A 13,202-nucleotide genomic window follows, 5' to 3' on the forward strand; every position below is an offset into this window, starting at 1 on the left:
GTCAAATAATCCAAAATGTGCAGTGCTCTGGTCAAGGAGATCGGGCCTTGAAAAGAGCATCATGCGATGATTCCCCGCTTAAAAGTTGATCAGGCAGCGGGGTTTTGCCAGCAAAGACTGCGATTATAGCGATCTGTTGGTACTTGTTGACTAAAACCAAGACATAAACACGAGGCCATTTGTGTCATCCTCAAGCTTGGGGGCTTGAGGATGAGCAATAAGTTCGATCTTTTTGCGCTTTGCTGCAAGCAACCCATCAACCTATCTGCATTGTCTGTCTATGCACGGCTTCAACTGTTCAGGGCAGTTGCGTAACATTAGACAATAAAACTACTCTTCCCCAGAAAGTAGTTAAAGTTCACACTTTCATGTGAGCTGATTCAACTGCAGCTTGAATAACGTTATATATTAGTCGTATGAAGCACACACTACTCATCGTTGATGACAGCAAAGTTTCCCGGATGATGATCAGGCACAAGGTTTCTCAGATAGAGCCAGACTGGTTGATCCAAGAAGCAGGCACAGGCGATGAGGCTATTGCCATGGTGAGCCTTAATCCACCTGATTTCATCACCATGGATGTCAACATGCCTGGCATCAGTGGTTTCGATGCCGTGGTGCGTATCCATGAGGTCAGTCCGAAAACGCGCATTGCCATGCTCACGGCCAATATTCAGGAGAGTAGCCGTGAACGAGCTGTCGTTTTGAATGTCACATTTGTGCAAAAACCGGTTACTGAGCCAGCGATTCGGCAGGCCCTAGATTATTTTCTGGCGGAAAAATGACATTGACTGAGTTAGAACTTGATGCATTAACCGAGATATTCAATGTAGGCGTTGGGCAGGCTGCCAATTCACTGAGCCAGTTAGCGGGTTCAACGGTATTACTGAATATTCCCGTTGTGCAATTACTTTCCAAAACCAAGGTTGCTCAGAAGCTTGGAGAGCAAGGTGCTGGCAGGATTTGTGCAGTTCGTCAGGGATTTTCAGGTGTTTTTAATACTGAGGCAGTGTTGATGTTCCCGGTACATCAAAGTCTGCAATTGGTTCAGATGATGGTCGGTAGCGATGTTCCACTTGAGCAATTGGGTGAGATGGAGCAAGAAGCACTGGCGGAAATCGGTAATATTTTGCTCAATGCCGTAGTTTCTGGCGTGGCAGATATGCTCAAAATAGAATTTACGGGTTCTTTGCCGCAAGTCGAATTAGGCCCTGTGGCAGACGTTCTATGCCCGGATGGAGAGCTTGAAGAGGTTGTGCTCAGTTTGCAAATTGATTTTGCTATTGATGCGCTTGAAATTAAAGGATATTTGGTCTTTTTACTTGATGTTGCATCGGTAGAAGCACTGGGCAAAAAAGTAACTGCTTTTCTTGAGAGCATGGTATGAGCGCTCCGACCACATTCGACTCCATCCCGCTTTGGAAAAGTTGGGTGTTGACAAACTTGCAAACCGGTTTGTTGGTGCTTGATGCTGACGCGCGTATTGTTTTTGCCAATAGCTGGCTGTTGCGACATGCCAAAATGAAGAGTGATGACATCCTGAACCGACCACTTATGGATGTTTTTCCAATGCTCAAGGGTGGCTATTTCCAAGCCATGTTTGAACAAGTTATGCGCAATGGATTCCCGGTACTGATGTCTCAGACATTGCACCCGTCGCCATTTCCGCTGTTTTTGCCAAATGCCCAGCGATCTGAAGATCGCCTGCTGCGGCAGTCCATTCGGATTCTGCCAATGAGCCGTTCGGATGCTGCATTGGCCGGACAGCGTTACACCATGATTCAGATCAATGATGTGACCTCTACCATTGTGCGTGAACGTTTGCTCAAGGCGCAAGCAGACAAATTGCATCGTTTAGCCAATATAGATGTGCTTACCGGCATAGGAAATCGTCGGTTTTTGGACGAAAGTCTGGCCAATGAACTTTCTATATCTGTTCGAGCGCGTACTTCTGTGGGTTTGGTGATATTTGATATTGATTTTTTCAAGCAGTTTAATGACCACTACGGCCATTTGGCGGGAGATGTCTGCCTGCGCAAGGTGGCAGAAGCCTTGCTCAAAGTATGCCGTCGTCCAAGCGATAAAGTGGCGCGCTTTGGTGGTGAGGAAATGGTTGCTGTTTTGCCATCCACAGATTTGGCAGGTTGTCAGCAGGTGGCTGAAGATGTGCTTGCTGCTGTCAGGGGAATGCGTATTCCCCATGTTTCCAGTCAAGTGGCATCCATCGTTACTGTCAGTGCCGGAGTAGCCATGTCAGAGGCTGGAGCCCAACTTTCTCCGGCTGAACTACTTGGTAATGCTGACCGGGCACTTTATGCTGCTAAAGCAGCTGGGCGAAATGGTGTCTCTTGTTTTTCAGCCCAGCACGGTCATGTAACCCTGGCGTGATCAGTTTACTGCCGGTGGTTCATCGTGTGGCAAGTGAGCCCCACCTCCCAGAGCCTTGAACAGCGTAATCTGGTTTTGCAGGTAGGCCAGACGGGTCTGAATAGCGCCTTGCTGGGCGGTGAACAGGCTGCGTTTGGCATCTAACGACTCCAACTGATTGGCTGCGCCATGGTCAAGACGCAGATGGGTCAATTGGTTGCGTGCAGATTCTGTTGCCAGTAGCGCTTGGCTGGCTTGCACTTGTTGCACTAATGTCGCACGACTGGCAAGGGCATCTGCAACTTCGCGGAAAGCGCTTTGAATGGATTTCTCGTACTGCGCCACGGCCACATCGCGCGCTACTTGTGCTGCGTCCAGGGTGGCTTGGTTGCGCCCAGCATCAAAAATAGGCAAAAGCAGTTGTGGGGCCAATGTCCATCCCCAAAAGCCATTGTTGAACAGGTCATTGAGCGCTGTGCTGGCAGATCCCACGCCAGCCGTCAGGCTGATACGCGGGAAAAACGCTGCACGTGCGGCACCGATGTTGGCATGGCTGGCCTTGAGCAGTTGCTCGGCTTGGCGAATGTCGGGGCGACGGGTGAGCAAGTCTGAGGGCAAGCCAGCGGGCAATTCACTCAAATGGAGTTGCTCCAGGCGTGAGAGCTGTGAGGCGGTTGGCCGCTGAAGGTCCGCTTGGGTGGTGTCTGGAAGGGCTTGTCCCAGCAGCAGCGCCAAGGCGTTTTCGTCCAGGGCGCGCTGGCGCGTTTGTTGGGCCAGCGTGATGCGCGCACTTTCAAACAGGGTTTGTGCCAGACGCTGATCCAACTCTGAGGCTGCACCATTTTGCAACTTAAGCTCTGTGAGTTGGAGTGACTCGGCGCGTGAATCGAGGGTTTGACGAGTCACTCGCAGCAACTCATCATCGGCCAGCAAGGCAAGCCAACTTTGCGCGACGGTGGAAATCAGGCTGATTTGGGCGGTCTGTGCTGCTTCAGAAGTGGCCAGAAATTGCGCTAGGGCCTGCTCTTTAAGACTGCTTACACGGCCAAAAAAATCCAGCTCATAGGCGGTCACGGTGAGTCCACCAGCGTAGGCGCTGTTGACTCCCCCATTGCTGTTGGGTGTACGTGAACCAGTGAGGGCAGCATTGACGGTAGGAAACAGATCTGCCCGACGAATCCCGAGTTGAGCTTTGGCCTGCTCCGTGTTAAGCATGGCCACGCGCAGATCGCGGTTATTTTTGAGTGCGACTTCAATCAGTTGGCGCAAAGTAGGGTCGGTAAAGTAGCTTTGCCAGTCCATCGGCATGGTACTTGACGCTGTTGTGGTTGCCGAGCCAGTGGTTCGATCAGTATCTGCACTCTGGGCTGATGCGGGCCACTGTGTTGTCACTGGTGCGGCAGGGCGCTCGTAACTTGGCATCAGACTGCAGCCTGCTATAAAAATACTAGCTGCTAGTGCAGTAGCAGTAAGCGTTAGAGGTCTGAAAAATTCATAACCATTATTCATGTGTGTGCACTCCCATATGTGCTGCTTGTTCGGCGTGAATGGCTTGCTGACGTGGACTGTCCTTGAACAAGCTGCGCACCACTACAAAAAAGATCGGCACAAACACGACCGCCAGACTGGTTCCGGTCAGGATGCCCCCAATCACTCCGGTACCAATGGCGCGTTGGCTAGCCGAGCCCGCACCGGTGGACAAAGCCAATGGCAGCACGCCTAACGTGAAGGCCATCGAGGTCATGATGATCGGGCGAAAACGCAAATGAGCAGCCTCTAATGCAGAGGCAATCACACTCTTGCCTTGGGCCTGCAGGTCCTTGGCGAATTCGATAATCAATATGGCGTTTTTGGCGGACAGGCCGATGATGGTAATCAGGCCGACCTGGAAGTACACATCATTGGAGTAGGCGCGCAGCAGAGTAGCCACGATCACACCCAACACGCCCAGGGGTACCACCAGAATGACAGACAGTGGAATGGACCAGCTTTCATACAGCGCAGCCAAGCACAAAAACACTGACAAGATGGCAAAGCCATAAAGGATGATGGCTTGTGCACCAGCCAGTTTTTCCTCACGCGAAGTGCCCGTCCATTCAAAGCCAAATCCGGGTGGCAACTGACTGGCGAGTTGTTCCATCTCTGCCAAGGCAGCGCCTGTGCTGTAGCCGGGGGCCGCACTGCCACTGATACGCATGGCAGGGTAGCCGTTGTAACGCACAGTTTGCATAGCACCCGTCACCCAACGTGTGCTGGTGAAGGCTGAGAGGGGCACCATTTGACCTTTGTTGTTGGTCACATTGAGTTTCAGCAAGTCCTCTGGCTGCATGCGTGTGGGGGCATCCGCTTGTACGACTACGCGTTGCAGACGTCCATTGTTGGGGAAGTCGTTGGCATATGTTGAACCCAAAGCGGTAGAGATGGTGGTGTTGAGGGCATCAAACCCAACACCCAGTGCACTGGCTTTGTCCCGATCAATGTCCAGTTGCAACTGAGGCGCATCTTCAAGACCATCGGGTCGCACTTGTGTCAAAACTTTGCTCTTACTGGCCATGCCAAGCAACTGGTTGCGTGCACCCAACAAGGCCTCGTGTCCCAGTCCTGCGCGGTCCTGCAAACGGAAAGCAAAACCCGAGGATGCGCCCAGCTCTGGAATGGGTGGGGGGCTTAATGGAAAGATGAACGCGTCGCGGATGCCCATCAGTGCGCCAAAAGCTCGCCCAGCCAGAGCTTGGGCTGAACTGGTTGGCCCTGCTCGCTCTGACCAGTCTTTGAGAGTGACAAACGCCAGGGCAGCGTTTTGTCCTTGACCTGAGAAACTGAAGCCCAGCACACTGACCATACCCTGCACTTCAGGTTGTTTCAACATGAAACCTTCCACCTGTTGCATAACGGCCAGCGTGCGGCCTTGTGTGGCACCCGGGGGCAGTTGCACGTTGACCAGCATCGTGCCTTGATCTTCGTTGGGCAAAAATGAAGTTGGCAAGCGTTGATACATCCAGGCAGCCCCCGCAAGGATAGCTAGGTAAATTACCAGATAACGTGCAGCACGTGGCAATAGTTTGGCAACGCCGCTTTCGTAGCTTTTGGCAGTTTTGGAAAAGCCGCGGTTAAACCAACCAAAAAAGCCGCTTTTGGCATGGTGGTGCCCGGCTTCTACCGGCTTGAGCAGCGTAGCGCACAAAGCTGGAGTAAGTGAAAGTGCCAAAAATGCAGAGAAGGCGATGGAGGTGCCCATGACCGCCGCAAACTGGCGGTAGATGTTGCCGATGGAGCCGCTGAAGAAGGCCAGTGGCACAAATACCGAGATCAATACCACCGTCACACCAATGATGGCTCCGGAAATCTGACCCATGGCTTTGCGGGTGGCCTGCAAGGGCGGCAGGCCTTCCTCGCTCATGATGCGTTCGACGTTTTCGACCACCACAATCGCATCGTCTACCACGATGCCGATCACCAGCACCATGGCAAACATGGTCAATACGTTGATGGAAAAGCCCATTGCCAACAAGGTGGCAAAGGTACCCAGCAGGGCCACCGGAACCACCAAGGTTGGGATCAGGGTGTAGCGCCAGTCCTGCAAAAACAAAAACATCACCAGAAACACCAGAACAATGGCTTCCAGTAAGGTTTCGGCGACTTGGCGCAGCGAGGTATCAATGAACCTTGAGCTGTCGTAGGGAATCGTCCAGGTCATGCCCTTGGGAAAGAATTTTTCTAGCTCGGTCATGCGAGCACGTACCGCCTTGGCTGTAGCCAGGGCGTTACCGCTGGGTGAGAGCTGTACACCAATGCCGGTGGAAGGTTTGCCATTGAGCCGTGCTGAGGTGGCATAAGCCTGGGCACCAAGTTCAATACGTGCCACGTCTTTGAGGCGCACGCTGGAGCCATCGGTATTGGCCCGCAACACCACGTTGCCAAACTGAGTCACGCTAGTGAGCTGGCCATCTACCACAACGGTGGCTGCGATGCCTTGACCTGCCACGTTGGGCAGACTGCCAATTTCACCTGCCGATACTTGCGCGTTTTGTGCACGAATGGCGGCGGTAACCTCGCTTGCTGACAGGTTGTAGCCTTGCAGCTTGGCTGGGTCGATCCAGATACGCATGGCGCGTTCGGTGCCAAACAATTGCGCCTGTCCTACGCCGGGAAGTCGTTGTAGCTCAGGCACGATGCTGCGTGAGGCGTAGTCGCCCAAAGCCACGGGATCAAGCTTGGGATCATCAGAGGAGAGAATAGCAAACAGCAGGAAGTTGCTGCGTGACTTGTCCACGCGAACGCCTTGCTGCGTTACTGCCGAGGGTAGGCGAGGTGTAGCACGGCTTAAACGATTTTGCACATCCACTTGTGCCAGATCGGGGTTGGTTCCAGGTTGAAAGCTCAGTGTGATGTTGCCAGTGCCGTTGGCTTGCGCTACCGACTCCATATAGATCAGGCCGGGTGAACCGTTCATTTCCTGTTCGATGATCGAAAGCACGCTGTCTTCCAGGGTTTGTGCCGAGGCACCAGGGTAAGTGGCTGCGATCACGATGGATGGTGGAGCCACAGGCGGGTATTGGGCTATGGGTAATTGGGTGATGGATACTGAACCTATCACGATGATGAACAGCGCAATGACCCAGGCAAAGATGGGTCGATCAATGAAGAATTTCGCCATGGAATGGACTCCTTAGCGTGCCGCACTGGCGGGTGACGTGGCAGCCGAGACCGTGCCGACGGGTGAACTGGCCGTCTTGGCAGGTGCAGCACCGGACGCTTGCCATGGCACAGGCTTGACGGGGGCTCCAGCGCGTAGTTTCTGGAAGCCGTCTACCATTACTTGATCACCATTTTGCAAACCGTTCAGGATCACCCACTCGCCGCTTTGCTGGCCCCCAACCTTGATTGGGCGAGGGCTGACTTTGCCGTCCGTGTCGACCACCATTACCGAGTCACCTTGTGGTGTGCGTGTCACCGCCTGTTGTGGCAGCGTGATGGCATTGCTGATTTGGGCTTGTTCAAGCCGCACACGTACAAACAGACCTGGCAGTAAGATTCCATTGGGGTTGGGTACCTCGGCGCGCAGGGTGATCTGGCCGCTGGTGCTGTCCACAGTCAGATCTGAGAAGAGGAGCTTGCCGGGCTTGGCGTATTCGGTGCCATCTTCCAGTACCACTTTTACGCTGGCCGCCTGGTTGCCTGCGCGCTTGAGTTGGCCGGACTCCATGGCTCGGCGCAGTTTCATGACTTCAGCGGCGGATTGGGTGAAGTTGATGTACATGGGATCAATCTGCTGCACTAGGGCCATGGGTGTGGCCTCACCTTGGCCGACCAGAGCGCCTTCTGTGACCAGTGCGCGGCCAATGCGCCCACTGATGGGCGAAGTGATTGCTGCATAACCTAAGTTAATACGAGCCGTTTGCTCGGTTGCTTTAGCCACGGCCACGTCGGCAGCAGCGAGTTTTTGGGCTGCCTGTGCGTTAATAAATTCCTGTTGGCTGATGGCTTTAGCTTCGATCAGCGGTTTGAATCGCTCGGCTTGCGCGGAGGTCTGCATCAAATTGGCCTCTGCTTTTGTTACCGATGCCTGGGCACTGGCCAGTGTGGCCTGATAGGGACTGGCATCAATCTGAAACAGGGCTTGGCCTGCTTGTACCGCGCTACCTTCAATAAACAATCTTTTTTGCACAATACCTGCGACGCGTGCCCGCACCTGAGCTATGCGCGAGGCTTCTAGTCGACCTGGCAATTCGGTAACCAGACCAACATCACCTGTTTTGACAGTGACGACTCCCACTTGAGCGGGTGGAGGAGTGCCACCTAGCCCGCCAGAATCTCCCGTGGGGGTGCTTGGGCTACAGGCTGCCAGCATCAGGGTCAACCCTAATGTCAGAGCCGTGGGTGTCCATGAGTGGGGGCTAGATGTGGTTTGTTTGGGAGGTAAGTACAAAGCTTGGATGCAGGCATGCGGCATGATTGAATTCCTGGAAAAAAGAAAGCCCATGGCAGGGCATCAGCAGGTCAACGAAAAATCGAAGGTAACTTTGATTTTTGATGAAGTATACATACAATGATGAATGTATACAGATCAGTCCTTTACAAGACAATAAATCATGGCCCGCCGTACCAAAGAGGATGCCCAGCACACACGCCAACAGTTGCTGGAGGCAGCGCAGCGCGTTTTTGCGGAAAAGGGGGTGTCACGTACATCATTACAAGACATTGCACTTGCTGCGGGAGTGACGCGTGGGGCAATCTATTGGCATTTCAAAAACAAGGCGGAGTTGTTCAACGCAATGATGGACAGTGCCATCTTGCCGATGGAGCGGACGTTGCAAAGCATAGGGCATGATGCAGAACAAGATCCGTTGGTTGAGTTGGAGAATGCAATGTTGCAGTCCCTGCGCAGCATTGAAGATGATGAGCGCACGCGTGCCATTTTTGAGGTGGCCACAATGAAAGTGGAGTACGTGGATGAGTTGCTGGCGGTAAAGCAAAGGCACGTCAAGTGTTCGGTAGATACCACGGAGCAGATGCAACGCAGTCTGCAAAAAGCTGTTACGCGGCGCGCCATTACCTTGACTGTGTCGACAGCCGATGCGGCTCGGGGTTTACATGCGCTGATGGCGGGACTGATTCACACCTGGATGCTTGATCCTTTATCGTTCAAACTGGTGGCAGTGGCGCAGGTGGCGATTCGTACTTACTTAAGAGGTTTAGGGCAGTTCGTTCGACCGGGTGCTGTTGATATCCTGATGGTCAAGAATTCGGAATAATGCCGAAAGGCTTCAAGCACGGACTTAAGCGGCTCAGGATGACTCCTGAGTTGAGTAAATAGTTGAATACTTCATCCCCTTTGTCAGGGGGTGGATTGATCCTCTAAACTTGCCTACTATGGCAAAAGACTACTGCGTATTGGGAATTGAGTCCTCGTGTGATGAAACAGGGGTTGCGTTGGTGCAAGTGACAGATCAACGTTTGCCGGTATTGCTGGCGCATGCGCTTTACAGTCAGATTGAAATGCATCAAGCTTATGGAGGCGTAGTGCCTGAGCTAGCCAGTCGCGATCACATTCGCCGTGTGCTGCCACTGACAACAGAGGTGATGTCGGCATCTGGCAAGTCTTTGTCGGATGTTGATGTGGTGGCTTTTACCCGTGGGCCAGGTCTGGCTGGCGCATTGTTGGTGGGGGCTGGGGTGGCCTGTGCGCTAGGTGCTGCATTGGGTAAACCTGTGCTGGGTGTGCATCACTTGGAGGGGCATTTACTGTCTCCATTCTTGAGCAATGATCCACCTGAGTTTCCGTTTGTTGCCTTGCTTGTCTCGGGAGGGCATACGCAGTTGATGCGGGTCGATGGGGTTGGGTGTTATCAAGTTTTAGGTGAGACAATTGACGATGCAGCGGGCGAGGCGTTTGATAAATCTGCCAAGTTATTAGGTTTGGGTTATCCGGGTGGGTCAGCCTTGTCCGAATTGGCGGAAATGGGTAACTCTGCTGCATATAAATTGCCACGTCCTTTGTTGCACAGCGGTGATTTGGACTTTTCGTTTGCAGGACTGAAAACAGCGGTGATGGTGCAGGCGAAAAAGTGCGCTATGGCGCAGGGCTGTGCTGTGGAAGCTTTGCCGCATGTGGTGTTGGCTGATTTGGCCTCGTCTACCCAGGCGGCGATTGTTGAAGTGTTGGTGAAAAAGTCGTTGGCCGCGTTGATGCGGACGCAGCTGAAACGCTTGGTTGTGGCTGGCGGCGTGGGGGCTAACCGAGACTTGCGCGCTCAGCTCAATGCCGAGTGTAAAAAGCGTCAGGTGTGTGTGCATTACCCGGAATTGCATTTGTGTACTGACAACGGAGCCATGATCGCCATGGCCGCAGCGATGCGTCTACAGTCAGGCATACAAATACCTAGCGAGGTTTATGCTTTTGATGTCAAACCGCGCTGGCCACTGGATGCAATACAAGCTGTGGACGCATAAGTTATGTGTTGCAGATAAACGCTGATCTTTAGACGCACTTATGTTGACGTGTTGATGGTCACTGCGCCAAATGCAGTGACCTCAAGGTGGCTCATACGATGGTTTGTGGGGTTATCCGCAAAAAGCTTGCTTTGAAGAATTGGCTACAATCGAAGGCTCTGCACATTGCAGACAATGCACGTCAGGTGCAGTTCCAGCGCCTGACGCAAGTTTAATTTCAACAGGAAAAATCATGATTGCATCCAGTATCAAAGCTGCCGTTGTCAAAGACAACGCACGTTCCGCCGGTGACACCGGTAGCCCTGAAGTTCAAGTGGCCTTGCTGACCGCTCGTATCAATGAATTGATGCCCCACTTCAAAACTCATGCCAAGGATCACCATGGTCGCCGTGGTCTGCTGCGTATGGTGAGCCGTCGCCGCAAACTGCTCGATTACCTCAAGGGTAAGGATGCAGACCGTTATGTTGCGCTGATCGCCAAGCTGGGTCTGCGCAAGTAATTGGTTTAAAAGAATGGCAAACGCCTGAGTTAGGTCACTAGCTCAGGCGTTTTTTACTTCGGAGACGGCAAAAACACAAGCGAAGCTGTGTCATTCCAAAGCTTTTGACCTCGGCGGGGTAAATCTTTGGAATGGCATCGTGTTCTGTGTTGCGGCTTCCGGGCTTCGGTGGGGTGGCCTGCATCCCCCAAATTCTCAGGAGATAGCTCATGACAATGTTCAATAAAGTTAGTAAAACCTTCCAATGGGGTCAACACACAGTGACCATGGAAACGGGGGAAATTGCCCGCCAATCCAGCGGTGCTGTGATGCTGGATATGGATGGCACTGTGGTGCTGGCTACAGTGGTGGCCAAAACAGAAGGTAAGGCAGGCCAGGATTTCTTTCCTCTGACGGTTGATTACCTCGAAAAATCTTACGCAGCGGGCAAGATTCCAGGCAGTTTTTTCAAGCGTGAAGGCCGCCCAAGCGAATACGAAACCCTGACCAGTCGCTTGATTGATCGTCCGATTCGTCCGTTGTTCCCTGAAGGTTTTTACAACGAAGTGCACGTGGTGGTGCACACCTTATCGCTCAATCCTGAAGTGGATGCCGACATTGCCGCCATGATTGCAGTGAGCGCTGCTTTGTCAGTCAGCGGTGTGCCGTTCAGCGGCCCTATTGGTGCAGCCCGTGTGGGTTACATCAATGGGGAGTACGTGCTCAACCCTGGTCAAACCCAACGCAAATCCAGTCAGATGGAGTTGGTGGTTGCTGGCACTGAGGCTGCCGTGTTGATGGTGGAGTCTGAGGCTGATCAATTGTCTGAAGAAGTGATGCTTGGCGCGGTTGTGTTTGGTCACCAGCAAGGTGCCATTGCCATCCATGCGATCCATGAACTGGTTCGTGATGCTGGTAAACCTGTTTGGGACTGGCAAGCACCTGCTCGTGATGAGACTTTGATCGCCCAAGTGGGTGCGTTGGCTAATGACAAGCTGGCGGCTGCTTACCAAATTCGTAACAAGCAAGCTCGTACGCAAGCTTGTCGCGTCGCCTATGCAGATGTGATGGCTGGTCTGAAAGAGCAAGGCGTGGTGTTTGATTCTGTCAAAGTGGAAAGCCTGCTGTTCGACATTGAAGCACGCTTGGTGCGCGGCCAGATTTTGGCTGGTGAGCCACGCATTGATGGGCGCGATACCCGCACCGTGCGTGCCATTGAAATCCGCAACGGCGTGCTGCCACGTACGCATGGCTCTGCCTTGTTCACGCGCGGTGAAACACAGGCGTTGGTGGTCACGACTTTAGGTACGGAGCGTGATGCCCAGCGCATTGATGCACTGGGTGGTGATTATGAAGATCGTTTCATGCTGCACTACAACATGCCTCCTTTTGCTACGGGTGAAACCGGTCGCGTGGGTACACCCAAGCGTCGCGAAATTGGTCATGGCCGTTTGGCTAAGCGTGCCTTGGTGGCGGTATTGCCGAACAAGGAGGATTTCCCTTACACCATGCGTGTGGTCTCCGAGGTGACGGAATCCAATGGTTCGTCCTCCATGGCATCTGTGTGTGGTGGTTGCTTGAGTTTGATGGATGCGGGTGTGCCTTTGAAGGCTCATGTGGCGGGTATTGCCATGGGTTTGATCAAGGAAGATAACCGCTTTGCCGTGTTGACCGATATTTTGGGTGATGAAGATCACCTTGGTGACATGGACTTCAAAGTGGCCGGTACCACCAATGGCATCACGGCCTTGCAGATGGACATCAAAATTCAGGGCATCACCAAAGAAATCATGCAAGTGGCGCTGGCACAAGCCAAAGAAGCCCGCATGCACATTCTGGGCAAGATGACCGAGGCCATGGCTGAAGCCAAGACCGAAGTGTCCAACTTTGCACCGCGTCTGTTCACCATGAAGATCAACCCCGAGAAGATCCGTGACGTGATTGGCAAGGGCGGGGCCGTTATTCGTGCACTGACCGAAGAAACCGGTACTCAGATCAATATTGACGAAGATGGCACGATCACCATCGCCTCCGCTGATCCAGCCAAGGCTGAAGAAGCCAAACGTCGCATTGAAGCCATCACCGCTGAAGTTGAAATTGGCAAGGTGTATGAAGGCCCGGTCACCAAAATTCTGGACTTTGGTGCGTTGATCAACTTGCTGCCTGGCAAAGATGGCTTGCTGCACATCAGTCAGATCGCCCATGAGCGTGTTGAGAAAGTCACCGACTACCTGAAAGAAGGTCAGATCGTGAAGGTCAAAGTCATGGAGACCGATGAAAAAGGTCGTATCAAACTGTCCATGAAAGCCTTGCTTGAGCGCCCGGTACAAGAAAACCGCGGTTGATAAGTTGATATTAAGGTTGCGATAAAATTGATAGCATCTAGCGCTTGATATATAAGCGC

Annotated in this window: 10 protein-coding genes; 7 read left to right on the plus strand and 3 right to left on the minus strand. The window is 52.9% G+C overall.

Going from position 1 to position 13,202, the window contains the following annotated elements; all coding sequences use genetic code 11:
* The first annotated feature begins 416 nt into the window (after nt 1–416).
* Genes LDN84_RS07770 through LDN84_RS07780 form a run of 3 tightly spaced genes read left to right on the plus strand, consistent with a single transcriptional unit; the run spans nt 417 to nt 2,388 of the window.
* Nucleotides 417–785 (plus strand): response regulator transcription factor, encoded by a 369-nt coding sequence (locus LDN84_RS07770; protein WP_223910754.1) that lies wholly within the window; start codon nt 417–419, stop codon nt 783–785.
* Nucleotides 782–1,387: a chemotaxis protein CheC gene (locus LDN84_RS07775; RefSeq protein ID WP_223910757.1), complete on the plus strand. Its 606-nt coding sequence runs from the start codon at nt 782–784 to the stop codon at nt 1,385–1,387. The genes LDN84_RS07770 and LDN84_RS07775 overlap by 4 nt, the downstream gene beginning before the upstream one ends.
* On the plus strand, nt 1,384–2,388 hold the full coding sequence (locus LDN84_RS07780) for a GGDEF domain-containing protein (protein WP_223910760.1): 1,005 nt from the start codon (nt 1,384–1,386) through the stop codon (nt 2,386–2,388). Before LDN84_RS07775 ends, LDN84_RS07780 begins: the two co-directional genes overlap by 4 nt.
* Here the strand turns inward: LDN84_RS07780 and LDN84_RS07785 are convergent, their stop codons facing one another.
* From LDN84_RS07785 to LDN84_RS07795, 3 genes are read right to left on the minus strand one after another with little or no spacing between them, the layout of a single operon-like run.
* A complete protein-coding gene (locus LDN84_RS07785; RefSeq protein WP_223910763.1) occupies nt 2,389–3,876 on the minus strand; it encodes an efflux transporter outer membrane subunit in 1,488 nt (495 codons plus the stop codon).
* Complete coding sequence (locus LDN84_RS07790; RefSeq protein ID WP_223910765.1) at nt 3,869–7,024, minus strand: efflux RND transporter permease subunit; 3,156 nt, start codon at nt 7,022–7,024, stop codon at nt 3,869–3,871. The genes LDN84_RS07785 and LDN84_RS07790 overlap by 8 nt, the downstream gene beginning before the upstream one ends.
* 12 nt (nt 7,025–7,036) lie before the next feature.
* Nucleotides 7,037–8,320, minus strand: coding sequence for an efflux RND transporter periplasmic adaptor subunit (locus LDN84_RS07795; RefSeq protein WP_223910767.1), 1,284 nt, complete (start codon nt 8,318–8,320; stop codon nt 7,037–7,039).
* 139 nt (nt 8,321–8,459) lie between these two features.
* Here LDN84_RS07795 and LDN84_RS07800 point away from each other — a divergent pair, with 139 nt between their 5' ends.
* From LDN84_RS07800 to pnp, 4 genes are all read left to right on the plus strand, one after another.
* Nucleotides 8,460–9,122, plus strand: coding sequence for a TetR family transcriptional regulator (locus LDN84_RS07800; protein ID WP_223910769.1), 663 nt, complete (start codon nt 8,460–8,462; stop codon nt 9,120–9,122).
* A gap of 118 nt (nt 9,123–9,240) precedes the next feature.
* Nucleotides 9,241–10,320, plus strand: coding sequence for a tRNA (adenosine(37)-N6)-threonylcarbamoyltransferase complex transferase subunit TsaD (tsaD, locus tag LDN84_RS07805; RefSeq protein WP_223910772.1), 1,080 nt, complete (start codon nt 9,241–9,243; stop codon nt 10,318–10,320).
* Between the two features lie 232 nt (nt 10,321–10,552).
* Nucleotides 10,553–10,819 (plus strand): 30S ribosomal protein S15, encoded by a 267-nt coding sequence (rpsO, locus tag LDN84_RS07810; protein ID WP_223910775.1) that lies wholly within the window; start codon nt 10,553–10,555, stop codon nt 10,817–10,819.
* A gap of 209 nt (nt 10,820–11,028) precedes the next feature.
* Complete coding sequence (gene pnp / locus LDN84_RS07815; RefSeq protein ID WP_223910778.1) at nt 11,029–13,143, plus strand: polyribonucleotide nucleotidyltransferase; 2,115 nt, start codon at nt 11,029–11,031, stop codon at nt 13,141–13,143.
* Nucleotides 13,144–13,202: the final 59 nt, after the last annotated feature.

The sequence above is a fragment of the Rhodoferax lithotrophicus genome (genome assembly GCF_019973615.1).
Taxonomy (GTDB): Bacteria; Pseudomonadota; Gammaproteobacteria; order Burkholderiales; family Burkholderiaceae_C; genus Rhodoferax; species Rhodoferax lithotrophicus.

Bases quoted from the DNA above. Each gene is read 5' to 3' on its own strand.
- LDN84_RS07770 (WP_223910754.1), top strand. From the start codon at position 417: ATGAAGCACACACTACTCATCGTTGATGACAGCAAAGTTTCCCGGATG.
- LDN84_RS07790 (WP_223910765.1), bottom strand. From the start codon at position 7,024: ATGGCGAAATTCTTCATTGATCGACCCATCTTTGCCTGGGTCATTGCG.
- LDN84_RS07775 (WP_223910757.1), top strand. From the start codon at position 782: ATGACATTGACTGAGTTAGAACTTGATGCATTAACCGAGATATTCAAT.
- LDN84_RS07795 (WP_223910767.1), bottom strand. From the start codon at position 8,320: ATGCCGCATGCCTGCATCCAAGCTTTGTACTTACCTCCCAAACAAACC.
- pnp (WP_223910778.1), top strand. From the start codon at position 11,029: ATGACAATGTTCAATAAAGTTAGTAAAACCTTCCAATGGGGTCAACAC.
- tsaD (WP_223910772.1), top strand. From the start codon at position 9,241: ATGGCAAAAGACTACTGCGTATTGGGAATTGAGTCCTCGTGTGATGAA.
- rpsO (WP_223910775.1), top strand. From the start codon at position 10,553: ATGATTGCATCCAGTATCAAAGCTGCCGTTGTCAAAGACAACGCACGT.
- LDN84_RS07780 (WP_223910760.1), top strand. From the start codon at position 1,384: ATGAGCGCTCCGACCACATTCGACTCCATCCCGCTTTGGAAAAGTTGG.
- LDN84_RS07800 (WP_223910769.1), top strand. From the start codon at position 8,460: ATGGCCCGCCGTACCAAAGAGGATGCCCAGCACACACGCCAACAGTTG.
- LDN84_RS07785 (WP_223910763.1), bottom strand. From the start codon at position 3,876: ATGAATAATGGTTATGAATTTTTCAGACCTCTAACGCTTACTGCTACT.